The organism is Neobacillus sp. DFD-2R (genome assembly GCF_057747865.1).
Genome location: NZ_CM173228.1, coordinates 1,973,858 through 1,998,740 on the forward strand (window position 1 = coordinate 1,973,858; position 24,883 = coordinate 1,998,740).

The 24,883-nt window shown below is 37.5% G+C and carries 25 protein-coding genes; 17 read left to right on the forward strand and 8 right to left on the reverse strand.

What is annotated here, in order from left to right:
* Positions 1-103 precede the first annotated feature (103 nt).
* From AC3ANV_RS09865 to AC3ANV_RS09900, 8 genes are all read left to right on the forward strand, one after another.
* Positions 104-1,135: an ABC transporter permease gene (locus tag AC3ANV_RS09865; protein ID WP_488313441.1), complete on the forward strand. Its 1,032-nt coding sequence runs from the start codon at positions 104-106 to the stop codon at positions 1,133-1,135.
* A complete protein-coding gene (locus AC3ANV_RS09870; protein WP_488313442.1) occupies positions 1,110-1,904 on the forward strand; it encodes an ABC transporter ATP-binding protein in 795 nt (264 codons plus the stop codon). The genes AC3ANV_RS09865 and AC3ANV_RS09870 overlap by 26 nt, the downstream gene beginning before the upstream one ends.
* Positions 1,905-2,134: 230 nt before the next feature.
* Positions 2,135-3,250, forward strand: a complete 1,116-nt coding sequence (gene hppD / locus AC3ANV_RS09875; protein ID WP_488313443.1) for a 4-hydroxyphenylpyruvate dioxygenase — start codon at positions 2,135-2,137, stop codon at positions 3,248-3,250.
* A gap of 112 nt (positions 3,251-3,362) precedes the next feature.
* Positions 3,363-3,983 carry a flavin reductase family protein gene (locus tag AC3ANV_RS09880; protein ID WP_488313444.1) on the forward strand — a complete coding sequence of 207 codons (621 nt, stop codon included), beginning with the start codon at positions 3,363-3,365 and terminating at the stop codon, positions 3,981-3,983.
* A gap of 4 nt (positions 3,984-3,987) precedes the next feature.
* Positions 3,988-4,905: a fumarylacetoacetate hydrolase family protein gene (locus tag AC3ANV_RS09885; RefSeq protein WP_488313445.1), complete on the forward strand. Its 918-nt coding sequence runs from the start codon at positions 3,988-3,990 to the stop codon at positions 4,903-4,905.
* 21 nt (positions 4,906-4,926) lie between these two features.
* Positions 4,927-6,090, forward strand: a complete 1,164-nt coding sequence (locus tag AC3ANV_RS09890) for a homogentisate 1,2-dioxygenase (RefSeq protein ID WP_488313446.1) — start codon at positions 4,927-4,929, stop codon at positions 6,088-6,090.
* Between the two features lie 142 nt (positions 6,091-6,232).
* A complete protein-coding gene (locus tag AC3ANV_RS09895; RefSeq protein ID WP_488313447.1) occupies positions 6,233-6,847 on the forward strand; it encodes an NUDIX hydrolase in 615 nt (204 codons plus the stop codon).
* Between the two features lie 187 nt (positions 6,848-7,034).
* Positions 7,035-8,396, forward strand: a complete 1,362-nt coding sequence (locus AC3ANV_RS09900; RefSeq protein ID WP_488313448.1) for an aspartate kinase — start codon at positions 7,035-7,037, stop codon at positions 8,394-8,396.
* A gap of 187 nt (positions 8,397-8,583) precedes the next feature.
* On the opposite strand, the gene AC3ANV_RS09905 is transcribed toward AC3ANV_RS09900, so the two are convergent.
* Entirely contained in the window at positions 8,584-9,096 is a 513-nt protein-coding gene (locus AC3ANV_RS09905; RefSeq protein WP_488313449.1) for a DoxX family protein, read from the reverse strand.
* Between the two features lie 264 nt (positions 9,097-9,360).
* Between AC3ANV_RS09905 and AC3ANV_RS09910 the strand changes: the two genes are divergently transcribed.
* Positions 9,361-9,978 (forward strand): GntR family transcriptional regulator, encoded by a 618-nt coding sequence (locus AC3ANV_RS09910; protein WP_488313450.1) that lies wholly within the window; start codon positions 9,361-9,363, stop codon positions 9,976-9,978.
* 113 nt (positions 9,979-10,091) lie between these two features.
* Here AC3ANV_RS09910 and AC3ANV_RS09915 read toward each other — a convergent pair whose 3' ends face one another.
* A complete protein-coding gene (locus AC3ANV_RS09915; RefSeq protein WP_488313451.1) occupies positions 10,092-11,660 on the reverse strand; it encodes an ABC transporter permease/substrate-binding protein in 1,569 nt (522 codons plus the stop codon).
* Positions 11,660-12,784: an ABC transporter ATP-binding protein gene (locus tag AC3ANV_RS09920; protein WP_488313452.1), complete on the reverse strand. Its 1,125-nt coding sequence runs from the start codon at positions 12,782-12,784 to the stop codon at positions 11,660-11,662. Before AC3ANV_RS09920 ends, AC3ANV_RS09915 begins: the two co-directional genes overlap by 1 nt.
* Before the next feature lie 225 nt (positions 12,785-13,009).
* On the opposite strand from AC3ANV_RS09920, the gene AC3ANV_RS09925 reads away from it, so the two are divergent.
* Positions 13,010-13,711 (forward strand): M50 family metallopeptidase, encoded by a 702-nt coding sequence (locus AC3ANV_RS09925; protein ID WP_488313453.1) that lies wholly within the window; start codon positions 13,010-13,012, stop codon positions 13,709-13,711.
* Positions 13,712-13,754: 43 nt separating this feature from the next.
* Here AC3ANV_RS09925 and AC3ANV_RS09930 read toward each other — a convergent pair whose 3' ends face one another.
* A complete protein-coding gene (locus AC3ANV_RS09930; protein WP_488313454.1) occupies positions 13,755-13,880 on the reverse strand; it encodes a hypothetical protein in 126 nt (41 codons plus the stop codon).
* A 178-nt stretch (positions 13,881-14,058) separates the two neighbouring features.
* Entirely contained in the window at positions 14,059-15,042 is a 984-nt protein-coding gene (locus AC3ANV_RS09935) for an NAD(P)H-dependent flavin oxidoreductase (protein WP_488313455.1), read from the reverse strand.
* A 255-nt stretch (positions 15,043-15,297) separates the two neighbouring features.
* On the opposite strand from AC3ANV_RS09935, the gene AC3ANV_RS09940 reads away from it, so the two are divergent.
* From AC3ANV_RS09940 to hxlB, 6 genes are all read left to right on the forward strand, one after another.
* Positions 15,298-16,077 carry a sugar phosphate isomerase/epimerase family protein gene (locus AC3ANV_RS09940; protein WP_488313456.1) on the forward strand — a complete coding sequence of 260 codons (780 nt, stop codon included), beginning with the start codon at positions 15,298-15,300 and terminating at the stop codon, positions 16,075-16,077.
* Positions 16,065-17,024 (forward strand): sugar kinase, encoded by a 960-nt coding sequence (locus AC3ANV_RS09945; protein ID WP_488313457.1) that lies wholly within the window; start codon positions 16,065-16,067, stop codon positions 17,022-17,024. Before AC3ANV_RS09940 ends, AC3ANV_RS09945 begins: the two co-directional genes overlap by 13 nt.
* Positions 17,025-18,305: an MFS transporter gene (locus AC3ANV_RS09950; protein WP_488313458.1), complete on the forward strand. Its 1,281-nt coding sequence runs from the start codon at positions 17,025-17,027 to the stop codon at positions 18,303-18,305.
* Positions 18,306-18,428: 123 nt separating this feature from the next.
* Positions 18,429-19,412, forward strand: a complete 984-nt coding sequence (locus AC3ANV_RS09955) for a LacI family DNA-binding transcriptional regulator (protein WP_488313459.1) — start codon at positions 18,429-18,431, stop codon at positions 19,410-19,412.
* Positions 19,413-19,604: 192 nt separating this feature from the next.
* Positions 19,605-20,243: a 3-hexulose-6-phosphate synthase gene (gene hxlA / locus AC3ANV_RS09960; protein WP_488313460.1), complete on the forward strand. Its 639-nt coding sequence runs from the start codon at positions 19,605-19,607 to the stop codon at positions 20,241-20,243.
* A gap of 3 nt (positions 20,244-20,246) precedes the next feature.
* Positions 20,247-20,795 carry a 6-phospho-3-hexuloisomerase gene (gene hxlB, locus AC3ANV_RS09965; RefSeq protein WP_488313461.1) on the forward strand — a complete coding sequence of 183 codons (549 nt, stop codon included), beginning with the start codon at positions 20,247-20,249 and terminating at the stop codon, positions 20,793-20,795.
* 55 nt (positions 20,796-20,850) lie between these two features.
* Here hxlB and AC3ANV_RS09970 read toward each other — a convergent pair whose 3' ends face one another.
* The 3 genes from AC3ANV_RS09970 to AC3ANV_RS09980 all read right to left on the reverse strand — a co-directional run bounded on the left by AC3ANV_RS09970 (position 20,851) and on the right by AC3ANV_RS09980 (position 23,516).
* Positions 20,851-21,885 (reverse strand): LLM class flavin-dependent oxidoreductase, encoded by a 1,035-nt coding sequence (locus AC3ANV_RS09970; RefSeq protein WP_488313462.1) that lies wholly within the window; start codon positions 21,883-21,885, stop codon positions 20,851-20,853.
* A 126-nt stretch (positions 21,886-22,011) separates the two neighbouring features.
* Positions 22,012-22,530: a MerR family transcriptional regulator gene (locus AC3ANV_RS09975; RefSeq protein ID WP_488313463.1), complete on the reverse strand. Its 519-nt coding sequence runs from the start codon at positions 22,528-22,530 to the stop codon at positions 22,012-22,014.
* 89 nt (positions 22,531-22,619) lie between these two features.
* Positions 22,620-23,516, reverse strand: a complete 897-nt coding sequence (locus tag AC3ANV_RS09980; RefSeq protein ID WP_488313464.1) for a MerR family transcriptional regulator — start codon at positions 23,514-23,516, stop codon at positions 22,620-22,622.
* A gap of 241 nt (positions 23,517-23,757) precedes the next feature.
* Here AC3ANV_RS09980 and AC3ANV_RS09985 point away from each other — a divergent pair, with 241 nt between their 5' ends.
* On the forward strand, positions 23,758-24,594 hold the full coding sequence (locus AC3ANV_RS09985; RefSeq protein WP_488313465.1) for a DMT family transporter: 837 nt from the start codon (positions 23,758-23,760) through the stop codon (positions 24,592-24,594).
* Positions 24,595-24,883 lie beyond the last annotated feature (289 nt).

The following is a 24,883-nucleotide window of genomic DNA, read 5'->3' on the forward strand; positions in this document are numbered from 1 at the left end:
TGACACATTGAATACCGGGTCAGCCTTGGCTCATACATATATCAGTAAATGGCGATTTGCGTTAGAGCTTTGGCCAAACATAAAGAAGGGAAGGATGATCAAAATGTTTACAGCAATATTTGGTTCATTTGAAGCTGGTATCATTTACGCGATTATGGCACTGGGTGTCTATCTATCCTTTCGAATACTGGATTTTCCGGATTTAACGGTAGATGGGAGTTTTGTAACCGGTGCTGCGATTTCATCGGTCTTGATTGCCGGAGGGGTCAATCCGTTTTTGGCCACAATGATGGCGCTTATTGCCGGTTTTGCCGCAGGATGTTTGACCGGTTTAATTCATACCTTTGGAAAAATAAATAATTTACTTTCGGGAATTTTAATGATGATTGCTCTCTATTCTATTAACCTAAGAATAATGGGCAAGTCCAATATCCCACTATTAAATGTTGATACAGCTTTTACAAAGATTAGTAATATATTTGAAAAAACGGGAATCGATTCCTTTCTTAACAAAATGTTAACATCAGTTGGCCTCGGTGACAGTTTACCTGAAACATGGGGAATCCTTATTTTTATGTTAATCGTAACATTCATAATTAAATGGGTCACAGACTGGTTTTTACAGACTGAAATTGGTCTTGCGGTAAGAGCCACCGGTGACAATAAACGAATGATTCGGAGTCTTTCTGCAAATACAAATCTCCTTGTTATACTCGGCCTTGGGCTTTCTAATGCTTTGGTAGCTTTCTCAGGTGCTTTAATTGCCCAACAGGGAGGGTTTGCAGATGTTGGTATGGGAATTGGTATGATTATTATTGGATTAGCATCAGTGATCATTGGTGAAGCTTTATTTGGGACTAAAACGATTGCTCGGACAACTTTTGCCGTAATTGGAGGATCGATCATTTATCGTATTGTCGTCACTTTAGCTTTAAGAATTGAGTTCTTTAGTCCTGGTGATGTGAAGTTAATTACGGCGATCATTGTCCTTATTGCGTTAACCGCACCGAAAATGATTGAAAATTCAAAAGAGAAAAAGCGAAAAGCTCGTAAAAAGGCTGAAAGAATGTCGGCCATTCAGGCTTCCGGTGAGCGAAAGGGTGAGAGCCATGTTGCACTTAAATCAGATTCATAAGATTTTTAATGAAGGGACACCTGATGAAAAAATCGCCATTGATCATGTCAACCTAACCCTGAAACAAGGTGACTTCGTGACGATTATCGGAAGTAATGGTGCCGGTAAGTCAACCTTAATGAATATCATTTCAGGTGTTTTAACCCCTGATGTTGGAGAAATCCATATTGGTGAAAAAAATGTTACACATATGTCTGAATATAATCGATCAAAAATGATTGGCCGTGTCTTTCAGGATCCGATGGCGGGTACAGCTCCAAGTATGACGATTGAAGAAAATCTTGCAATGGCTTTTTCCCGTAATAAAACGAGAACGCTGAGAAGAGGAGTTACGAAAAAAAGACGCGATTATTTCCGAGAAGTGCTCGAATCCTTGCATCTTGGTTTGGAAAATCGTCTAAACGCCAAGGTTGGTCTCTTGTCCGGTGGGGAGCGGCAGGCTCTTTCCCTCTTAATGGCCACATTCACAGAGCCATCGATTTTGCTTCTGGATGAACACACGGCGGCACTTGATCCATCGAGAGCGGAGTTGATTACGAACCTTACAAGGGAGATCGTCGATCGATATCGGCTGACAACATTAATGGTTACCCATAATATGCAGCAGGCAATTGATCTTGGTAATCGATTGATCATGATGGATAAAGGACAAATAATCTTAGAAGTAAATGAAGAAAATAAAAACAAGCTGACGATTGAAGGCTTATTAGAGGAATTTAAACGAATTCGCGGTGTTCAAATGGCGAGCGACCGAGCGATTCTTTCATAATTAAAATTTTTGACGAAAGATTTTTTTTTGCTTGGAAAATATTGATATTTTGACGAAAGAAACATTCTTTAATGGGAATGTTTCTTTTTTTAGGGCTTTTGCATGCTAAGTACCTACCGTTCTTTAGTGCCCAAAAGCGTTATTGCTTTACCTCCAACTCTTGAGAGGAAGGAAATCCATCATATAAAATTAATTCAGAATATTATTTATTTTATAATGGAGGTTTTTAAATGAAGGAACAAAGACTGAAAGCTGATCAGCTGGTAAATGACTTTTTTCCTGTTAGAGATGTTGATTATATAGAAATTTTTACCGGTAATGCAAAGCAAGCCTGTCACTTTTTTTGTACAGCGTTTGGGTTTCAGCCTGTAGCTTATTCAGGTCTTGAAACCGGAAATCGCGAATCGGTTTCTTATGTCCTCAAGCAACGGAATATTCGCCTTATCCTCACTGGCTCATACAAAGAAGACAGCATGGTCGCGCAATTTGTAAAAAAACACGGTGATGGTGTAAAAGACGTTGCTCTTTTAGTTGATGACGTCGATAAAGCATTTCAGGCAGCTGTTGAAAGAGGTGCGATTGCACACGTCGCACCATTTGAGATGAAGGATGAAAAAGGTGTATTGAAAAAAGCCGTTCTTGGTACATATGGAGATACGATCCATACGTTAATTGAACGGAAAAATTATCAGGGGATTTTTATGCCGGGCTTTGAACCCTATAATCAGTCTTTACCAATTGAAGACGCCGGCTTAATTGGTTTTGACCATGTTGTTGGAAACGTAGAAAGTATGGAGGAATGGGTCGAGTACTACTCTAAAGTGATGGGCTTTAAAGAAATGAAGCATTTCTCAGACAAAGACATAACAACTGAATATTCGGCGCTTATGTCAAAAGTCATGCATAACGGCGGAAGAATCAAGTTTCCAATCAATGAACCCGCCGTAGGAAAACGCAAATCGCAAATCCAGGAATATTTAGAGTTTTATAACGGTCCCGGTGTCCAGCATCTTGCAATCTTAACAGAGGATATTGTTTCTACAGTAACAACGTTAAAAAAGAACGGCGTTGAGTTCCTCACTACTCCAGCTTCTTACTATGAAGCCTTGGGAGAAAGAATTGGGAAGATTGATGAAGAAATAGAGAAGCTTCGAGAGTTGAATATTTTAGTAGACCGGGACGACGAAGGATACTTATTGCAAATTTTTACTAAGCCCATTGTTGACCGTCCTACCCTATTTATGGAAATTATTCAGCGTAAGGGGGCAAGGGGTTTTGGTGAAGGTAATTTTAAAGCCCTGTTTGAGTCCATTGAACGCGAGCAGGAAAGACGGGGAAATCTATAAATAATTATAAATAGAACGATATATTTTTAAAGGGGCTAAATATAGTGGAAAGAGGGAGGAAATATTTCTCCCTTTTTGAAAAAGGGTTAAAGGAAAGTGTGGTGGACGTTAAATGGAAATCACCCCGGAAACACTTAAGTGGAGAGATGCATATAAGCTACTTGTTGGATCAATCCTCCCCCGTCCGATTGCCTTTGTGTCGACAATAGATGATTATGGAGTAGGAAATGCTGCACCATTCAGTTTCTTTACTGCCATTTGTGCAAACCCGATGCTAATCTGCTTTTCACCTATGAGAAGGGGAACAGATGGGGCGAAAAAAGATACCCTTGTAAATATTGAATCCACCGGACAATTCGTCATTAATATTGTGAGTGAAGAAATAGCTGAACAGATGAATCACTGTGGGATTGAATATGCAGCTGAAGTCGACGAAATGGAGCGGGTCGGTTTAACAAAAGAACCAAGCATAAAGATAAAAGCCCCGCGAATAAAGGAATCACTTATCCATTTAGAATGTGAACTGTATCAAGTTTTACATTTTGGGGAAACGCCCGGGGCCGGTAGCCTAGTGATCGGCAAGGTTGTTCAAGTACACATAAAAGACGAGTTATTTAACAAAGGAAAAATCGATACAGCTAAACTGCACCCAATTGGGAGGATGGCAGGAAACACATTTACCGATCCATTGGCAAAAATGTTTGATATGGTTCGAAGAACGGAAGAAAGGTGAGTTAATGAAATTTGTAACTTTTGAGAAGAAAGATGGAACAATTAGGGCAGGGATATTATTGAATCAGGATTATGCAGTTGATCTTAAAGAAGCTTCAGGTGGTGAGCTGCCTGATAATTTACTTGAGTTTCTTGATCATAGTGAAAAATTTTTAGAGAAAGCTTCAGGTTTATTATTACGATCCATAAAAGATAAAGGAGTATACCCTCTAAGCGATCTACTATTAAAAGCACCCCTGCCTCAGCCAAGAAGTTTCCGCGATTTTTATGCTTTTGAACAGCATGTAAAAACGGCCAGAGAAAACAGGGGACTAAAAATGATAAGAGAATGGTATGAAATCCCTGTTTTTTATTTTTCAAATCATCTCGCCATTAAGGGACCTATGGATGAAATTGCTATCCCACCTAAATGCGGCTGGCTTGATTACGAGCTTGAGATCGCCTGTATTATTGGAAAAAAGGGCAGAAATATTCGTGCTAAGGATGCAGATAATTTTATTTTTGGTTATTGTATTTTAAACGATTGGAGTGCCAGAGACCTGCAAAGAAAGGAAATGAAAGTAGGACTTGGCCCTGCAAAAGGGAAAGACTTCGCAACCTCAATTGGACCGTGGATCGTTACGAAGGACGAGTTAGAACCATTAAAAGTTGGAAAAGGCTTCAATCTGGCTATGAAAGCACGAGTGAACGGAGTTACTCTTTCTGAAGGTAATATGAAAGACATCTATTTTTCGTTTGCAGAAATGATTGAAAGGGCTTCAGAAGGTGTCACGCTCTATCCTGGAGAGATCATTGGCTCCGGAACGGTTGGGACTGGATGTATTCTTGAGCATGGGAATAAAGTGCTCCGCTGGCTTAAACCCGGAGATGATATTGAGTTGGAAATTGAAGGATTAGGAGTTTTAAAGAATACCATTGTTTAAGCGCAGAAACGAGGTGAAGCGATGTATTACCGACAAATGGGGGAAATACCGCACAAACGGCATACGATGTTTAAAAAAGAAGATGGCCGCCTTTTTAGAGAGCAGGTAATGGGGACGAGAGGTTTTTCAGGAACCCAATCGATTTTATATCATCATTATATGCCTACTGAAGTGGTTAAAGCTGAATTAGTCAGCAGTTTTTTACCTGAATTTGAAGAACAGCAGACCTTGAAGCATCGTCATTTTTTTACAAGCAGGATACTAAAGACTGGAGATGCGATTAATGCAAGGGAATATCTACTGGGAAATCAGGATTTATTAATTGGCACAGCAAATGTGACAGAAGCAATGCAAAGCTTTTATCGAAACGGTGACGGGGATGAATTACTCTTTATTCACCGCGGTTCAGGAAAGCTTGAAACGATGTACGGAACCATTTCGTATCGTCCGGGTGATTATCTAATCATACCGATTGGAACGATTTTTCGCTTGATTCCTAATGAAAATGAAATGACAAAACTGTTGTTTGTTGAGTCTTTTAGCCAAATTACCACTCCAAGGCGCTATCGGAATGAATACGGCCAATTATTAGAGCACAGTCCATTTTGCGAACGGGATATTCGCGGTCCCGAATCGTTAGTAACATTTAATCAAAAAGGGGAGTATGAAGTATTAACCAAATCGAGAGGTTTCATTCATTCACATATTATCGGCCATCATCCTCTTGATGTGGTAGGTTGGGATGGTTACCTGTATCCCTGGGTATTCAATATTGAAGATTTTGAGCCAATAACCGGAAGGGTTCACCAGCCGCCTCCTGTTCATCAGACCTTTGAAGGAAACCATTTTGTGGTCTGTTCCTTCGTTCCGCGACTTTATGATTATCACCCGGAGTCCATTCCCGCACCGTATTACCATAGTAACGTTAATAGTGATGAGCTCCTTTATTATGTTAAGGGCAATTTTATGAGCCGAAAAGGAATACAAGAGGGATCAATAACCCTCCATCCCAGCGGAATACCACACGGTCCGCACCCGGGGAAAATTGAAGCGAGTATCGGGAAAAAAGAAACACTCGAACTTGCAGTGATGATTGACACCTTTCACCCATTAAAAGTAATTAAAGAAGCAGGCAAACTTGAAGATCCGGCTTATATGTATTCATGGATTGAAAAAAATGAATAAGTATTGATAGTAAAGACAATCCGGCTTGGATAAGGTTGGGTTGTTTTTTTGACCTTAGAATATGGAAAAGAAAAACATTAAGGATAGAAAAAATGGTATTGTATTAATAGGAAGGTTTTAAAGGTGATAAGAGGTGAATCCAATGGAATTAGAAACTCTAATGATGAAATTAAAAACACATGCACCCAAAATCCTCGGAAGCGATAAATTTTCTAAATATGCTGTCCTAGTACCATTGATTCAAAAAGAAGATGGCATTCATGTATTATTTGAAGTCAGATCAATTGAATTAAGAAGGCAGCCCGGTGAAATATGTTTTCCCGGAGGAAAAATTGATTTTCAGGATTCAACGGAAAAGGATGCAGCGATACGTGAGACTGTTGAGGAATTAGGTATTATAGAAGAGAATATCAAAGGTGTTTTACCGCTTGATTTTATGCTATCTCCTTTTGGTATGATTGTTTATCCTTTTGTCGGCTTCATCAATAAACCCGAAACGATTCAGCCTAATCCATCAGAGGTAGGAGAAGTTTTCACAGTACCTTTATCTTTCTTTATGAATACAAGTCCGGAAATATATCAAATTAATTTTAAGGTAGTACCTGAGGGGAACTTTCCATTTAATTTAATCCCCGGCGGTGAGAAATACAATTGGCGGGCAAGAGGATTGGACGAATATTTTTACCGATATGAAGAAAAGGTAATTTGGGGATTGACGGCCAAAATTCTTAGCCATCTAATTGAAATACTTCGATAAAAAGTGATATTCATGTTAGGATAAAAAACAGTGGATTTCCTATTCGGAATCCCTGTTTTTTTTAAAAATCTAAAAATGTCCTTTGTAAAAATACAAATGTCCTTATTGCGTAGAAAAAAACTCTTGATTATTTTCTGAATAGGATTAAAATTAAAAATATATTTTTCAGAGATTAGGAGATGTCAGAATGAAAGTAATTAAGTTTGGAGGATCCTCTTTAGCATCCGGAAAACAAATCGAGAAGGTATTCCAGATTGTTATTTCAGATCCTGAGCGGAAAGTTGTCGTTGTATCCGCTCCTGGAAAAAGGAATTCACAGGATCAGAAAGTAACAGATTTATTAATTGAGTGTGCTGAACAACGCTTGCTGAATAGGGATCCCAAAGAAACGGTTGAAGCGGTGATAGAAAGATATTCCTCTATCGCAGAGGAATTAGCTATTCCGAATCAAGTTATTATGGAGATTGCTCATGATTTATCGGAAAGGCTTAATGGAGATAGAAGCAAGCCTGATAGATTTATGGATCTGGTAAAAGCGAGTGGAGAGGATAATAACGCAAAATTGGTTGCCGCTTATTTTCGTAAACAGGGAATAGAGGCCCATTATATTGACCCTGGAGAAGCCGGGCTTTTAGTAAGTGATGAGCCGGGGAATGCTCAGGTTTTAGAGGAATCATATGAACGTCTCTATTCACTGCGAGAACGCTCCGGTATTTTAATTTTTCCGGGTTTCTTCGGTTATAGCAAAGAAGGAGAAGTGTTCACTTTTTCCCGGAGCGGGTCGGATATTACCGGTTCAATCCTTGCTAATGGGCTAAAAGCAGACTTATATGAGAACTTTACCGATGTAGATGCTGTATACTCCGTCAACCCTTTTATTGTTGAAAGACCAAAGGAAATTAAGGAATTAACTTATAGAGAAATGCGCGAACTTTCATATGCAGGTTTTACTGTATTACATGATGAAGCGCTTGTTCCGGCATTCAGAGCAGGGATTCCGGTACAAATCAAGAATACGAATAATCCATCAGCACCCGGGACAAAAATTGTCTATGAGCGTGACAACACAAATGGACCTGTAATTGGTATTGCGAGTGATCAAGGTTTTTGCAGTATATATGTAAGTAAATACTTAATGAATAGAGAAATTGGCTTTGGCCGCAGACTTTTAAGTATTTTAGAAGAATACGGACTATCATATGAACACACTCCTTCAGGAATTGATGATGTATCAATTATATTGAGGGAGAATCAATTTCGTCCTGAAATGGAAAATGAAATAAAAAAACGTATTTTAAGAGATTTACATGCAGATGAAGTGAAAATCGTGCATGGTCTGGCCCTCATAATGGTAGTCGGAGAAGGCATGCGCCGTAATGTTGGGACAATGGCAAGAGCATCCAAAGCATTAGCAAAGGCAAAGGTCAATATTGAAATGATCAACCAAGGCTCCTCTGAGGTGAGCATGATGTTTGGTGTGAAAGAAGTAGAAGAGAAAAGAGCGGTTCATGCGCTTTATGAGGAGTTCTTTGCGGCAGTAACAGTGTAAATTGTCACATTTACGGATACAAGTGTTTAAATGGCCGCCAGGCTGTCATGTTTCCATCGACAGCCTTGGCGGCCATTTTTGGTTTTGTTGGCAAATATTAAACGATAACGTTATGGAGAAAAGCAGCTTAATTGTTGTTTGCGATAAACATTATGTACTATTTTGTAAAACATATCAGAAAATAGTTTTATGCACTTAAAGGGATTTCCTCTTGCTTCGGCTTTTTTGATAACAATTTTTTTAAATATGGATTAATCCAGCGGTCTAAACCAATTTTCCCTGCATTAATTCCAGCTGAAAGAATAAACATCCCGATAAGAACCATCTGGGGATTAGTGCTGGTAGTGCCTGAAAACATGTAAGCAAAATTCATAAAAAGACCCATTAACATTGCAAAATTAGTGAAAAAACCGATGATTAATGCTAAACCGACTAAGAATTCTCCCCAAGGGACTATAAAATTAAAAAGTTCAACATGTGGTAATGCAACATCATGCAAAAAGTTACCCCACCAAGGTTGAACGGCCGGGTGTTCACCGGATACCTGCTTTAATGCTCCGTATAAAAAGCCACTTGCATCAAATTTGCTACTTGAAATTTTCCCCCAGCCGGCATTTAGCCATTGCCAACCAAGATACACCCGAAAAACAGTAAGAAGCAATGATACATAACGATTTTCCCTTAAAAATTGATTAAACATACTAAATCCTCCTGCTTAATTGATAAAAGTTATCATATATTAATAGATCTCAGTCAAGAAAAAAATGAAATTTAGGTAAATTTTCTCATTAAAGTGTTTTTTTCTCATACGGTGCACTCCAGTCCTGTCATGCGCTAAACGGGCGCTTCCGATTTTCTTTTTTTCTCCTCGCAAACTTGCGGTTAAAAGCTTATAGTAAAAATGTATCAATAAATTAAATAAGGTACAGACTTTTTTTAGAATGATAATCACGTGGGGGTTGCAATGGAAAGGGCACAAATACCAACTTATGAACGGATTGCAATTGATTTGGCGAATCGAATATACGATGGGAAATTTAAAGTAGGGGAAAAAATTCATGGGAGGTCAACTTTAGCAAGCGAATACAAAGTATCTCCGGAAACGGTAAGAAGAGCAATTAAGATTTTAGAGGATGTCGAGATAGTTCATTCTACAAAGGGCAGCGGGATAATAATATCATCCCGTGAGAACGCCTATAAATATATTCATCGCTTTACGAACTTGGAGAGTATCAAAGACCTTGAAAAGAATATAAACACACTCATTTTAGAAAGAGACAAGCTGGATGAACAGCTTTTTGATACATTAAGAAAAATCGTGGATTATTCCGGCAAGCTCAGGCATACGAATCCTTTGGCTCCGATTGAGGTAGAGGTTTTTCAAGGGTGTTCGCACATCGGTAAGACCATCTCAGAAGTGAAGTTTTGGCAGAATACAGGCGGTACTGTAATAGGGATGAAAAGGAATGGAGAGTTAATTATTTCACCTGGTCCTTACGCTTTGATTCTTGAAGGGGATATCCTTCTAATCATTGGTGATGATGAAACATTTGACAGAGTTGTTCATTTTTTAGAAGATTGATGAGAAAAAAATGCTAACGAGTTGTCAATCAGGAATAGGCATAAATCGATGGAAAATTCACAAAAAAGAAAAGCCGTTTTCCCGGTATAAAAGGGAATTGCGGCTTTTCTTTACTAATTTTTCAAAAGTCCTTCTTCTTCTAAAAATTCCTTTGCCACCTTTACAGGGGACTGTTTAAGGCTGTCAACTTTATAATTCAATTCACGCATTTTTTCATCTGTGAGTTTCCCTGAAAGTGAATTAATGACATTTTTTAATTCCGGATGTTTCTTTAATGTTTTCTCTTTTATTATCGGAACCGCGTAATAGGGTGGAAAGAAATGTTTATCATCCTTTAATACCTTTAAATGAAAAGCCTCAAGTAAACCATCGGTAGAAAAGGCATCAATCACATCACTTTTATGATTTTTAAGTGCTGTGTACCGTAATCCGCCATCAACCGCTTTTACATCTTGAAATTTCATGTTATATGTTTTCGAAAGCCCGATTAACCCGTCCTCTCGGTTAGGAAATTCAATTGTTGGTCCCATGATTAACCCATCACTGACTTTACTAAGGTCAGTAATAGAGTTCAGACCATACTGTTTTGCAGTATCCTGGCGTACTGCCAGTGCATAGGTGTTATTGAAACCGAGCGGTTTTAATAATTGAATTTGATATTTTTTATTAAATTCCTTTTGGACAATATCATAAACCTGATTAGGGTTACTTTGTGGATTTTTGTTAAGGATATTAACTAATCCGGTACCTGTATATTCTACATACATATCAATATCGCCTTTATTTAAGGCGCTGAAGGCTACCTGTGTGCCGCCAAGATTTAGTTTTCTTTCTACTTTAATATTAGTTTTGTTTTCTATTAAGTCAGCAAGCATATTTCCTAAAATCAATTGTTCACTGAAGTTTTTTGAGCCAATAACAACTTTATCTTCAGCTTTTGCTGAAGAATAAACAGTGACCGTTCCTGCAGCAATCAAAACAACACTGCAAATCGCTATCAGCCATTTATTTGAATTCTTGCTAACTCCGGATGGAGATTGAGATGATTTTTGTTTGCCGGTATAAGAAAGCGTGGATTCAAGTTTTCCTACTGCAAAGTCGATGAGAAGGGCCAAAATACAAGCAGGAATTGCTCCGGCTAAAATCATGTTATTATCAACAGTTTGCACACCTGAGAACACGAGGTACCCTAAACCTCCCGCACCGATAAATGCGGCAATTGTCATCAAACCGACTGCAGTTACTGCTGAAATTCTGATACCCGCCATAATCATCGGTAACGCTAATGGCAATTGAATCTTCTTCATCGTTTGACCTTTGGTCAAACCGATACCTTTGGCGGCTTCCAGAATGTCCGGATCAATATTCGTTAATCCGGTAAACGTATTTTTGACGATTGGGAGAAGTGAATATAGCACAACCATAACAATTGCAGGTGTGCTTCCAATGCCGATTAACGGGATCAAAAATCCTAGTAGGGCTAAGCTTGGTACAGCTTGGATTACATTTGTTATTCCTATAATCGGCTTTGAAAGTCTTGGCTCTTTTGATATGAAAATACCTAGGGGAATACCAATCACAATCGCAATTAAAACTGAAACAATACTTAAATAAAGGTGAGTCCCTAGTAAACTGAAAATTTGCTGATAGTTTGCGGTTAAATAATTCCAAAAATTACCCATTAAAAAGCTACCTCCAAATCAATTAATTGGCTGCTTAAAACGGAGAGAATACTGCTTCTCGTAATTAGGCCGGTTAATTGCAGCTCATTATTTACAACGGGCAAGTAACCGATTTTATGTTCGTTCATGGTTTTTAACACGGATATTAAATTTGTCTCTTGGGAAACAGACAGGATATTTTGCTCCATGATCATTTCAATTGCGGTAGTCCGATTAAGCAACTGAATGCTTTTTAATGTTACCATCCCTTTAAGGACATTATTTTTATCCGTAACCATTAAGCTGTCGACTTTGTTATCCTTCATAATTTCGATTGCCTGGAGCACGTTCCGCATTCCAGTTATCTTAACAGGATTTTGAATCATAATATCTTCCGCCATCAATAGTTCAGGATTGTTCCAAACTCTCCGTTTTCCAATAAAACTTTCCACAAAGTCATTGGCAGGATTTTTTAAAATATTTTCGGGTGTATTATACTGGAGAATATCACCATCTTTTAAAAGACAAATCTTATCTGCTATTTTAATAGCTTCATCCATATCATGAGTAACAAAGATAATCGTCTTATTTAATTCTTTTTGCATTTGGAATAATTCGTCTTGGAGAGAGCTCCTGGTAACTGGATCTAATGCACTGAACGGTTCATCCATCAAAATAATATCGGAATTGGTGGAAAAGGCACGTGCAACACCTATCCGTTGCTGCTGACCACCGCTTAACTCCTTCGGATAACGGTGCATGTATTCCTTTGGATCCAATCCAACCATCTCAAGCAATTCCTGTGTTTTCTTGGCAATTGAACTTGGATCTTCACCCTTTAGCTTCGGAATTAACTCTAAATTTTCCCGAATAGACATATGTGGAAATAAACCCGTATTTTGAATAACATAACCGATATTTCTTCGGAGCTCAATGGGATTTATTTTGGAGATATCCTTCCCATTAACGTAAATTTCCCCGGAAGTCGGCTGAGTCAATTTGTTAATCATTTTGAGTAAAGTGGTCTTACCACATCCGCTCGGGCCAATAAATACAACCAACTGACCTGCTTCAATGTCCAAGGTAAAAGAGTTAATAATAGTTCTTGAACGGTATTTCTTAATGATGTTTTTAAACTGAATCAATTTCATTCCTCCTTGTAAAATATTTACCAGTTTTAATGAAACAACTTAATGGTAACATGAAAGTTGGTAGTTTGTCGAATAGGATTCGAATTGTAATATTTTTAAAACAAATATATAAATAGCTTAATAATGTTAAGAATTGATAATGAAAATATCATAATGCTAATACAGGAATAACAATAAATGTTAAAATGAAAATAAAGTTAAAAAAGAGGAGAATACAAGATGAGATTTGTAAGAGAAAAATTAAGCATTAAATCTGTTCTTTTCCTCGTGGTAGCCTATATTTTAATCCAGATTCCGATTCTTGGAAATTATATCGCAGTAATCAATACGCTCATACATGAATCCGGACATGCTTTGATTGCTCTTTTTGGAGGAAATGTTGAAAGAATATCCTTATTCATGAATGCTGAAGGAGTTACTTATAGTAAACAATCAACCTGGATTGGCAGCTTTTTCACAAGTATGGCAGGCTATGTTTTTTCATCGTTTATGGCCTTTCTATCTTTCTGGTTGATTGGAAAAAAGAAATACACAATTTTTATTGACATTTTACTTGGTTTTATCGTAATGAATCTTATTTTTTGGGTTCGTAATCCATACGGATTATTTTGGCTTTGCTCATTCGGTGTAATCTTCCTGTTTTTACTCATTAAAGGGAGCCCAAATCTAATAAACAATCTCTTGCTTCTAATCGCATCGATCCTGCTGGTAGATTCAATTAAAAGTGCTTACGAAATTTTAATGATCAGTCTTGTTGATCCAGGTGCAGCAGGAGATGCTTCAAATCTTGCCCATATAACCGTTTTGATTCCTGCTCAACTATGGGGAATATTTTTCTTCATTCAAGCCGTATGGTTTGGATTTATAGGATTGAAAAAAGGGTTTTTTAAAATTGGAATAGATGTAAAAAGATACAGGTAGACGTTGTTCATTCGTCTACCTGAAAGGAACTTATAGTAATAGATTATTTTTGCATGTCTTTTTTCGTGATTTCACTGCGAATGCTTGTTTCTTTAGAGAATTCTGCATCCTGCTTCTTATTGTTTGGGTATTTATTCATGCGTTCGCGGTTGTCATTTCGATTTGTCATAATTATCCTCCTTTCAAATCTCTTCGGTGTTTATTTTGTACAAAAAAGAGCTTTTTAGTCTATTTTTATAGATTTTCGATTATACGCATTTTTGTGCAAAAAGTGGAAGCCAACCGTAAAACAATACGGTTGGCTTCCTTTTTCTACTATTTTGTTTCCTATTTGCAATGAGATCGTCCTAAAGCACTTGCTTGATAGCATCACTGTATTCTGATGTAAGATTGTTGATGATTTCTTGGACAGGTAAAATTTCCTTGATTTCATCTACTCTAGCACCTGCAAAAACAAGTCCGTTTTCTACATCACCCGAGACAGATGTAAGTAAAGAATCGAGCGTACAAAAACGGTAAGAACAATTTTTTAGGCAATCATGGCATTTAGCAATTTTCAATTTGTCCGGTCCGTTAATAATTTTGGTGAAATTATTTATAATCGCTCTACCTTGCAAACCGACGGTCGTTTTGACCAAAACAGTATCCTCTTTATTTGCATCAACATATTTTTGTTTAAAAGCGAAAGGGGCATCACATTCCTCACTTGCTACAAACCTAGTTCCCATTTGAACTCCTGATGCTCCCATTCCAATTGCTTTTGCAATATCTCCGCCCGTCATGATACCACCTGCGGCAATGACAGGTATGGAAACTGCCTCTATAACCTCCGGAAGGATTTCGAACATAGGTCTGTCCGTTCCTAAATGGCCACCTGCTTCAAAACCTTCAACAACAATTGCCGCAGCTCCAAGTCTTTCGGAAATTCTAGCCAGTTTCGCTGAAGAGACAATAGAAATAACGGGAGTACCGGTTTGTTTTCCCCACGCATACATATCTCTTGAGATCCCGGCACCGGATATGATAAAATCAACTTTTTCTTCCAAGGCAGCCTTCATTTTTTCAGCAAAATCATTCATAGCAAACAATACGTTTACGCCAATGTATCCAGCGTCTTTCATAAGACTTTTTGCTTTTTTTATATGTTCACGCATTTCTTCTACCGAAATTCCTGTTCCGGAAATAATCCCGATTCCCCCGGCATTTGCGACTGCGGAAGCCAATTTACTTAATGAAATACCAACTCCCATTCCACCTTGAAGGATTGGAACTTTTGGCATCATATGACCTATTTTTAGCTGTGGAAAGTTCAATTCAAAACCCCGTTTCAATTGATATTATTAATTGACTTCTTTTGAATAGTACCATCATATTTTAGAAATGTATGTGATTTTTGTTACCTGGTCATAGAAGTTGATTTTAACAAATATAAGAAATGCTGGAAAACTTAAGAGGGAAATATGTAAGAATCTTTTTAAAAAATTCCTCTTGAAAAGCGCTTTCATTCAGTCTATACTATAAATAAATCGATTTACTAAACCGATTTACTAAAACGATTTATAAAAATCACTGAAAGGAGCTATCTTATGACAAATGTGATTGTTCCGTTAAATGCCTTTAAAAGATTAGAAGTTTTGAAGAATGGGCAGGCATCATTCATAAAAGTAATTGCAGAATCCGGAGCTTTTGGTGTTGAAATTCGCCGTGAGCTGCTGCCGGAGAAAGAATTACAACTGGATAGAATTAAAAGTGAAATTAAAAAATACGACCTCTTTACGGTATATTCTGCTCCAATTGAATTATGGCGAGAAGACCTTTCTTTAAATAAAGAGGAACTCGCGAATGTATATAAAGAAGGTTATGATCTTGGAGCCAGGTGGATAAAAGTATCATTAGGGCATTTTGAAAAAGTTCAATCAGATGTTTTGCTTCTAAAAAACTTCTTAAATCGGTATCCGGAGATGCAATTATTGGTTGAGAATGATCAAACTCAATATGGAGGTGATGTAAAACGTTTGAAAGAATTTTTTGAAAGCGCCATCCTAAATGATATATCAGTTAAAATGACATTTGATGCAGGGAACTGGTTTTACTCTAATCAAGATGTAGATTTAGCTTTAAGTAAACTTGCACCTTACGTGCTTTATCTCCATTTAAAACAAGTAGAAAATCATGACGGAGAACTGTGTACCGTGCCGTTACAAAATGAAGGGAATAGTAGTTGGATGAAAGCTTTTTTCCAACTCCCAAGCAATATTATGAAAGCACTTGAATTTCCGATTGAACCGAAAGAAAAAACAGCAGAGTATATAAATTTTATTAAAGAATTTGCAAAGGAAAGTGAGGCAGTTTCATGCAAAAGCTAGATGTGATCACCTTTGGAGAAGCGATGGCGATGTTTATTGCGGACCATCCGGGCTCCTTACATGAAGTCAAACAATTCAAACGTGAGCTTGCGGGGGCGGAAACAAATGTAGCAATCGGGCTTGCACGTCTCGGTTTCAGATCAGGTTGGGTTAGCAATGTAGGAAATGATGCTTTTGGGAAATTTATCATTGAAAGACTCAAAAATGAAAACGTTGATATTAACCGAGTTTTAATCGATGATAACCATCCTACAGGATTTCAATTAAAATCAAAAGTTCTGACAGGGGATCCGGAAGTACAGTATTTTCGGAAGGGTTCTGCCGCAAGTCATTTGAGTGTTAATGATTTTAATGAAGAATATTTTAACGCAGCAAGGCATTTGCATATGACCGGAATTCCATTGGCACTTTCAAAAGAGACGAGAGAATTTGCAAAACAGGCATTATCTTTTATGAAGAAGGAGGGCCGAACGATTTCATTTGATCCCAATCTTCGCCCAACACTGTGGTCAAGTAAAGAAGAAATGGTAACCGTAACAAATGAAATTGCCTTTCAAGCAAACTATGTTTTGCCCGGTATTTCTGAGGGGGAACTTTTGACGGGCTTTAAAAATCCGCGGGATATTGCTTCTTTTTATTTAGAAAAAGGTGTAGAGCTTGTAGTTATTAAGCTTGGTGAAGAAGGAGCTTTTTATAAAACACAACTTGAGGAAGGAATCGTACAGGGATTCAAGGTTCAAAGAGTAGTAGATACCGTTGGAGCCGGAGATGGTTTTGCAGTTGGTGTAATTTGCGGCATGTTAGATAGCCTCTCTATACATGATGCGGTTATTAGGGGAAATGCGATAGGTTCATTAGCAGTTCAAGCACCTGGGGATCACGATGGCTATCCAACGAGGAAGCAATTGTGTAGCTATATAGAAAATAATTTACAGGGAGTGAAGTAAATGAAACAGACTATTGCAAAACAAAGATGGATTCGCCTTATTCCAATCGCTTTTATCACGTACAGTCTTGCCTATCTTGATCGTGCAAACTATGGATTTGGTGCAGCAGCGGGCTTAGCAAAGGATCTTCATATTACACCTGGCATTTCATCATTATTAGGTTCACTTTTCTTCTTAGGCTATTTCTTTTTCCAAATACCAGGTGCAAGCTATGCGGAAAAAAAGAGTGCAAAAAAGCTGATTTTCTGGTCTTTGATTCTATGGGGAGGATTAGCTTCTGCAACAGGACTTATTACTAATATAAAGCTATTATTTGTAATCCGTTTTACTCTTGGAGTTGTTGAAAGCGCTGTTATGCCGGCAATGCTTGTGTTTTTAAGTCACTGGTTTACAAAAGCAGAACGTTCCCGTGCCAATACTTTTTTAATCTTAGGAAACCCGGCAACTGTGTTATGGATGTCAATTGCATCAGGCTATCTTCTAAAATCTTTTGGCTGGAGATGGATGTTTATTCTGGAAGGGCTTCCAGCTGTGGTTTGGGCATTTATTTGGTTGAAAGTAGTTAATGATAAACCAAAAGACGCGAAATGGTTGACAGGTCAAGAAAAAAGGGATCTTGAATTCCAGTTAGAAAAAGAACAAGAAGGCATAAAGGCCGTTAAGAATTATCGTGAAGCATTTAAATCAAAGCCGGTGATTTTACTAAGTATCCAATATGCTTTATGGAGTATTGGAGTATATGGGTTCGTCATGTGGCTTCCTTCGATTATAAAGGCAGCCCCGAATATGGGCATTGTCGAAACAGGCTGGCTATCCTCTGTACCATATATTTTAGCCGTTACCTTAATGTTAGTAGCTTCTTATTTCTCTGATAAAACCTTAAACCGTAACGCTTTTGTTTGGCCATTTCTATTGATTGGTGCAGTCGCGTTTTATATCTCTTATGCAATTGGAACACAACATTTTTGGATTTCCTTTATCCTTTTAATAATTGCCGGTGGTGCTATGTATGCGCCCTATGGTCCATTCTTTGCGATTATTCCGGAAATCCTGCCTCGCAATGTTGCCGGTGGTGCCATGGCCCTGATTAATAGTATGGGTGCATTAGGTTCATTTGTTGGTTCCTATGTTGTAGGTTACTTAAATGGCGCAACGGGTGGATTTGGAGCATCATATATTTTCATGGCAGGATCGTTATTCCTTTCAGCTTTACTAACCATCTGGGCAATTAATTCGGCAAAAAAACAGAGTAAATCATCAGATGTAAAAGTAAGCGCTTAAAAATATTTATTGAATTAGAGGATGACTTAACCATATGAGTCATCTTCTTTTTTATTAAACTGGATAATGAAGGCTAATACCGCTAAAATGAAGTCAATGAAACATGTTGAAAGAGTTGATAAAATGGAAAGAGTCACAATGGCAGATGTTGCAAAAGAAGCGGGTGTATCAAAAAGCACCGTTTCACAGTTTTTAAATAATCGTTTTGAATATATGGGTGATAAAACAAAAATTAAGATTGAAGAGGCGATTGCAAGGCTGGGTTATCAACCCAATTATATCGCCAGAAGTTTAAAACAAAAGCGAACCTCAATGGTTGGAATTATAGTGGCTAACATTATGCATCGTTTTTCAACGGAGGTAAGTCGTGCAATAGAAGATTTTTTTCATAAACATGATTTGCATGCAATTGTATGTAACGCTGACGATGACCCGGTGAAAGAAAAAAAATATATTGAAATGCTAAGGGCCAAGCAGGTGGATGGACTCATTATTTTTCCCACAGGGCATAATAACGATTTGTATAAAAGCATGATAAAAGAGGGATATCCTGTCGTGTTTATGGATAGGAGAGTATCGGATCTTGATGCATATTCGGTTGTTACAGACAATATGGAGTCTACTTATAAGGCTGTCATGGAACTAATTAATAAAGGAAACCGAAAAATCGCATTTGCTGTCCAGCCGCTTACGATTAGCACACGGATAGAACGATTAGAAGGCTATAAAAAGGCATTGCTGGAATCGGGTTTGGAAATTAACCCTGATTTTGTTTTAGAAGCAAGTATTTCTGTAATGAAAATGAGACTTGAAAAACTCTTTTTACTAGAAGCTCGGCCTACTGCGTTATTTGCGGCGAATGATCGTGTATTTCTGGAGGTAGTAGAATTTCTGCAGGAAAAAGGAATAAAGTTGGGTAGAGAAATTGATTTAATTGTATTTGATAATATCCCATTTGCCCATTTGATCGAGTCACCGATTTCATTCATTGTTCAACCGGCGTTTGAGATGGGGAAAATGGCAGCTGAATTATTGTTTGCCCAAATTAATAAAACGGATGATGTGCCTAAAGAATTTGTTTTTCCAAGCAAGATTCTTATTTGTTAACTTCTCCTGAAAAATAAAAGCAATCGGAGTGAATGCCGATTGCTTTTATTTTTCCATATTGTATTAGGACAACACTCATGAAACTACTAATCTTTTTTCAAGTATTAGATTGAAAAACGCTTACAAAAGCATTATAATCTTTATAAACCGATTTAGTAAATCGATTTACTAAATTGAAAAGGAGTTAGTATTGTGAAAATTCAATTAGCATTAGACAGACTGGAAATAGAAAAAGCAATCCAATTAACAAGGATAGTTGAGAATTCTATTGATTGGATTGAAGTTGGAACTTCTTTAATAAAAGAATTTGGTATCGCCAGTATTAAAGAAATAAAAAAAGCTTTTCCCGATAAAGTAATCGTTGCCGATATTAAAACGATTGATAATGCCCGTTATGAATTTGAAATGTGTTTTGATGCAGGTGCTGATGTAGCTACAGTTATGGGAGTGTCCCCTCTTGTTACAATTGATACCTGTATCGAAGTAGCCGGACGTTTTAATAAAAAAGTCATGATTGACTTATTAAATACCTCTGAGAAACAAAAGGGATACTTAAAGATTTATAAGGAAGCGATATTTTGTGATCATGTTAGTAAGGATGAACAAGAGGAATCGGGATCAAACAATCTGAGGACGAGAAAGGGCGTTCTTGAAGATAGCTCTCTTCAGATTGCCATTGCCGGTGGAATTACTTTTGAATCGTTAATAACCCTAAAACAAAAGATGAATCCAGCTGTTACGATTATCGGGTCTGCAATTACCAAAGCAAAAGACCCTGCAGGTGCTGCCGAAAAATTTAAACAACTAATTTTACAAATGGAGGGTATGTAGGTCATGAAAGTAATTCCGACAATTTTGAAAGAAATTGAAACAGTGTTAAGTCAGGTGGAACAAGAACAGCTTCGGGAAATAGCTAATCGCTTGAAGAACGCAAAACGAATTTTTGTAGTTGGAGAAGGGCGGTCAGGACTTATGGCAAAATCATTTGCCATGAGGCTAATGCATTTAGGAGCAACTGTTTATGTAGTAGGGGAAACAATCACACCTTCGATTGGAGAAGGTGATATTTTAGTAGCTGTTTCCGGATCAGGAACAACGAAAAATGTAGTTTGGACATCAGAAAAAACAACGACAATCGGTTGCCCGGTTTTAGCTGTTACGACTAGCCCGGAGTCGCCTCTAACTGCTGTTGCCGAACAGATTCTTCATATCCCGGCCGCAACGAAGTATCGCCGGGAGAATGAGTTAAAAACGATTCAACCACTTGGCTCATTGTTTGATCAATGCGTGCATATTCTCTTTGATACAATTTGTCTTTTATTTAGTGAACTTAATCAAGTCGACCATCAACAAGCTTTTAACCAGCATAGTAATTTAGAATAATACAAGAGTTTAGCAAAGAAAGCTTGGTGGTTACCAAGCTTTCTTTACTAATTGGTTATATATTCTTATCTCCGTTAATAATTTCGGATAATATTTTATAAGACTGTAGTCGGTCTTGATGATCAAAGATTTGTGCATTCACAATCATTTCATCTGCCTGGGTCTCATCAAGAAAAGCTTGAAGTTTCACTTTGACAGTATCCGGACCGCCAATTATTGAAGAGCCCAATCGTTGTTCTAATAATCCTTTTTCGTAATCGGTACATAGAGACTCCATATTTTCAACAGGTGGTTGAAGAGGACCTGGAGTATTGCGGAGTAGGGACAAAAATTGTTGTTGCATCGATGTTGAAAGCCATTTTGCCTTTTCATCTGATTCCGCTGCAATCACATTTACACCTACCATAGCGTATGGCTTAGAGAGAACTTCAGATGGTCGGAACTGACTTCTGTAAAGCTCAAGTGCCGGTTTTGTATATTCAGGTGAAAAATGGCTAGCAAATGAAAACGGCAGACCTAAATGTGCAGCTAATTGGGCACTAAAACCGCTGGAACCTAACAGCCAGATAGGTATATTTAATCCTTCTCCAGGGATGGCTCGTACAAACTTTTTCCCTGAAGATGGATTGAGGTAGGCACGGAGTTCTTCCAATTGTTCAGGGAAGTCTTGACCATCACCTCGACGGTCCCTTCGTAAGGCATGAGCCGTCAGTTGATCGGTGCCTGGTGCACGACCAAGTCCAAGGTCAATTCGACCGGGAAACAATGATTCAAGCGTTCCGAATTGTTCAGCAATGACAAGCGGTGCATGGTTAGGCAGCATTATTCCTCCTGAACCCACACGAATGGTCGAAGTTCCCGCAGCTACATGCCCAATTACTACCGAAGTAGCTGAACTTGCAATTCCAGGCATATTATGGTGTTCTGCAAGCCAGTACCGTTTATATCCCCATTTTTCAACATGGCGGGCAAGATCCAGTGTGTTTTGCAAGGAATCAGCTGGAGTACCACCTTCAATAATGGGGGAAAGATCAAGAACGGAATAGGGTATAGAATTTATATGTTTACTTTCATTACTGTTTTGAAACATGATTTCATCTTCCTTCATTAGGATAATGAAATATTATCAATTATCAATAGTCTCTTTCAAGTTAGATGCCTGTTGAAGTTAATGGCTTAGAAGGTAGAGGGCTTTATTCACCGGCATGTTAAAGTGTTAAAAACCGAAAAATACACTGACGAAGTTTTTCTTTTTTGGTTTCTTTTTTTGTTTGTTTTGATTAATTAGTGGTTCGATTGAATGGGGGTTTTTTAGTCCATTAAATTGACTTTGAATAATTTCTAGTTGGTGAGTTAATTTTTTTACCTGATTCTGCAAGTCTTCAATTTCATGGCGGTGCTGCAGGAGTTGGTAGGAAGCAACTGAATCGGCTTTATCATACAGTCTGAGTTCCAACTCACTAACTTTTTTAACCAATTTTTCAAAAGCTTGATTATCTTCTTCTGCTTTAACAATCCCTTTTCGAGGTTTTTTCTCTTGAATTGGTGCAATTTCCTGCAAAATAGCTCCATTTTGAATTTGTCCCTGTATTTTTTTTAACACTTCAATATCTTCATTATTAAAGAAATAATGGCCGCGTTCATTCCGTTCCATCGGCAATTTAAGCTGTTTTACCCAACGTTGAATGGTGCTGGAAGAAACCCCTAATAATTTTGCAACTTCACTTGTATTCATATTGAATCCCCCCATTGATAAAATAGGTCATCAATTCGCGACTAAAAATCTTCTTCAAATTTCTTTTCAATCCAATTCAACTTCTATTATTAAGACCAGAATTTCCACCATTTTTTTTCTTTTGCTGAAGCAACATCTCTAAAGCTTGATAACATATTTTGAAAGGCAACTTCTCGTTGTGTTATTTCATGGCGAAATTGTTCACGCTCTTCGACAAAGTGTTCACGGTCCTTTGAAATCGCCTCAGTAAGACTGTATATTTCATTATTTGTAACATCAACATAATGAGTCAATTCTTCAGTTGTTTCGGAAATTTGCTTGGAAAGAGTAAAAATTTCTTCAGATGTCTCAATCGAAACATTCGTGATACGGTTAGATAGATACTGCAAAGAATCAGTCATATGTTCAGAGGATTTTTCGATTGTTCCCGTAAGTTCTTGAATCCCGGCTTTTGTATTTTCAGTCGATTTGTAAATGGAATCTGTGACAGACTTAACTGTATAATAAGTTCCTTTTGAAATCTCTTTTTTGACCTCATCTAATACCTCCTTTCGAACGACACTTCGGATTTCGGCTTTTACCTCATTTAAGAAATTTTCCTTGTATGTATCCATCGCATCGAAAAATTGATCGGTATTTTGAATCCCGGCTTCGTCAGAAGAAATCCGGGCCGCTTCATGGGATAGAATGGACAAGGAAGTTTCAGGTTCAGTTTCAGGTTCTGGTTCCTGTATTTCATCAACAGTTTCGCTTTCAGGCTCGAGTCTTTTTTGTAACCAATCTTTAATTACTTCTATTCCAAGCTTATTAGCGTACATCAGTTTGATTTCATGAAGAAGATTAATCTCCCCATCTGTATAAATTCTTGCCCCTTGTTTAGTTCGGGGAATTACGAGTAGTCCATTAAGGTCTTTTTCCCACTGGCGGATTGTCCCTGGTGGCACCTTTATTTTTTTGGCAACCTCTTTCATCGCATAGGTTCGCATAAAGTTCAATCCTTTCTATCGAAAATACATAATTTTTTAACATCTATGGTAAGTAATTCACCATACAGTAGTCCATTTTCCTGCTTCATGACAAAAGCTATCAAAACAAGACGGAAATCACGAAATAACAACATATTCTTCCAAAATGAGCATCCATTACGAAAAAAACAAAAAATTATTGTGAATAGTAAAAAAAAAGTCTAAAATTTAGAGTGTAAAAGATATGGAAAGAAGGATCAAAATGTGGATAGCAGCAGCATTTGTGACAATGATTTGTTTTGGAACCAACAATACTATTTTTAAGTGGAGTACTGGCAAGGGTCTATCAAAAATACATATTCAATTCTTCTTTTATTTTGTTGCCTTTTTAATAACGTTAGGGATCGGTTTCTTTTATGGGACGGCCACTATAAATATACTAACCATTTTGCTGGGAACGTTAATTGGAATTTTAAATGCAAATGGCAATATTCAAATGTCAAAAGCATTTGAAAAAGGACCGGCCAGCTTGACTTCACCATTAATAGGAACCAATGCTATTTTTCCGATTTTAAGTGCAGGAATTATTTTTCATGAAAAAATTACGATTTTGCAATGGATTGGAATCGTCGTCATGCTTGGATCCGCAATGGCCATCCAGTATTCACCTGCTAAAAATCGGAAAACAAGTTACGCTCCTTGGATGATCCGAGTTTTAATGGCCATTTTTTCTTTTGGCGTATTAGGAATATTAATGAAAACCTCGTCCTACCTCCATATAAATCCAATTAATATATTAATCTCGATGTATGGAGGAGGCTCTGCCTATTTAGCGATTTGTAGTTTTCTAAGGAATGAAAAATGGAAAAAATCTGAAGTAAATATCGGAGCTTTAGTTGGATTAATTAGCATCCTGGGATATAGTGCCTATTTCTATGCGCTACAGTCCGGGACAGCAAGTATTGTTTTTCCGGTTGTTAGCTTAAATTGTTTGGTAGTTGTCTTCGCCGGGTACTGGATTTTCAAGGAAAAACTGAAATTTTACCAAATTATTGGTGTTTTTGCAGCTTTACTCGGAATTATTTTTACAAAAATATAAAAAATTATTTAAAGACATTAAAATAATGTGGGTTTAGGGATGAAGCATATGACCATAACATAAATTTTTTTGAGAAGTCTGTGCCTAGGCTCCATATAATTGTTGAAAAAAATGGTGGAATGACAAAGCTTATAATGTGGGATGATTCCAATTAATTCAGCATACAATTAACTATTAGTTTAAAAAATTTTCCAAATGAATTTTGCTATTATTTTATGCTATGAAAATATTATTTTTATGGTATAGTAAGTAACGGAAATATATATAATCCGCATTTCTAGCGGTAGAG

Excerpts from the sequence above, each read along its gene's own strand:
- AC3ANV_RS09890 (WP_488313446.1), top strand. The coding sequence starts at position 4,927 with ATGTATTACCGACAAATGGGGGAAATACCGCACAAACGGCATACGATG.
- AC3ANV_RS09950 (WP_488313458.1), top strand. The coding sequence starts at position 17,025 with ATGAAACAGACTATTGCAAAACAAAGATGGATTCGCCTTATTCCAATC.
- AC3ANV_RS09945 (WP_488313457.1), top strand. The coding sequence starts at position 16,065 with ATGCAAAAGCTAGATGTGATCACCTTTGGAGAAGCGATGGCGATGTTT.
- AC3ANV_RS09980 (WP_488313464.1), bottom strand. The coding sequence starts at position 23,516 with ATGCGAACCTATGCGATGAAAGAGGTTGCCAAAAAAATAAAGGTGCCA.
- AC3ANV_RS09865 (WP_488313441.1), top strand. The coding sequence starts at position 104 with ATGTTTACAGCAATATTTGGTTCATTTGAAGCTGGTATCATTTACGCG.
- AC3ANV_RS09880 (WP_488313444.1), top strand. The coding sequence starts at position 3,363 with ATGGAAATCACCCCGGAAACACTTAAGTGGAGAGATGCATATAAGCTA.
- AC3ANV_RS09925 (WP_488313453.1), top strand. The coding sequence starts at position 13,010 with ATGAGATTTGTAAGAGAAAAATTAAGCATTAAATCTGTTCTTTTCCTC.
- AC3ANV_RS09870 (WP_488313442.1), top strand. The coding sequence starts at position 1,110 with ATGTTGCACTTAAATCAGATTCATAAGATTTTTAATGAAGGGACACCT.
- AC3ANV_RS09930 (WP_488313454.1), bottom strand. The coding sequence starts at position 13,880 with ATGACAAATCGAAATGACAACCGCGAACGCATGAATAAATACCCAAAC.
- AC3ANV_RS09910 (WP_488313450.1), top strand. The coding sequence starts at position 9,361 with ATGGAAAGGGCACAAATACCAACTTATGAACGGATTGCAATTGATTTG.
- AC3ANV_RS09905 (WP_488313449.1), bottom strand. The coding sequence starts at position 9,096 with ATGTTTAATCAATTTTTAAGGGAAAATCGTTATGTATCATTGCTTCTT.
- AC3ANV_RS09895 (WP_488313447.1), top strand. The coding sequence starts at position 6,233 with ATGGAATTAGAAACTCTAATGATGAAATTAAAAACACATGCACCCAAA.
- AC3ANV_RS09885 (WP_488313445.1), top strand. The coding sequence starts at position 3,988 with ATGAAATTTGTAACTTTTGAGAAGAAAGATGGAACAATTAGGGCAGGG.
- AC3ANV_RS09955 (WP_488313459.1), top strand. The coding sequence starts at position 18,429 with ATGGAAAGAGTCACAATGGCAGATGTTGCAAAAGAAGCGGGTGTATCA.
- AC3ANV_RS09900 (WP_488313448.1), top strand. The coding sequence starts at position 7,035 with ATGAAAGTAATTAAGTTTGGAGGATCCTCTTTAGCATCCGGAAAACAA.
- AC3ANV_RS09985 (WP_488313465.1), top strand. The coding sequence starts at position 23,758 with ATGTGGATAGCAGCAGCATTTGTGACAATGATTTGTTTTGGAACCAAC.
- hxlB (WP_488313461.1), top strand. The coding sequence starts at position 20,247 with ATGAAAGTAATTCCGACAATTTTGAAAGAAATTGAAACAGTGTTAAGT.
- AC3ANV_RS09915 (WP_488313451.1), bottom strand. The coding sequence starts at position 11,660 with ATGGGTAATTTTTGGAATTATTTAACCGCAAACTATCAGCAAATTTTC.
- AC3ANV_RS09975 (WP_488313463.1), bottom strand. The coding sequence starts at position 22,530 with ATGAATACAAGTGAAGTTGCAAAATTATTAGGGGTTTCTTCCAGCACC.
- hppD (WP_488313443.1), top strand. The coding sequence starts at position 2,135 with ATGAAGGAACAAAGACTGAAAGCTGATCAGCTGGTAAATGACTTTTTT.
- AC3ANV_RS09940 (WP_488313456.1), top strand. The coding sequence starts at position 15,298 with ATGACAAATGTGATTGTTCCGTTAAATGCCTTTAAAAGATTAGAAGTT.
- AC3ANV_RS09970 (WP_488313462.1), bottom strand. The coding sequence starts at position 21,885 with ATGTTTCAAAACAGTAATGAAAGTAAACATATAAATTCTATACCCTAT.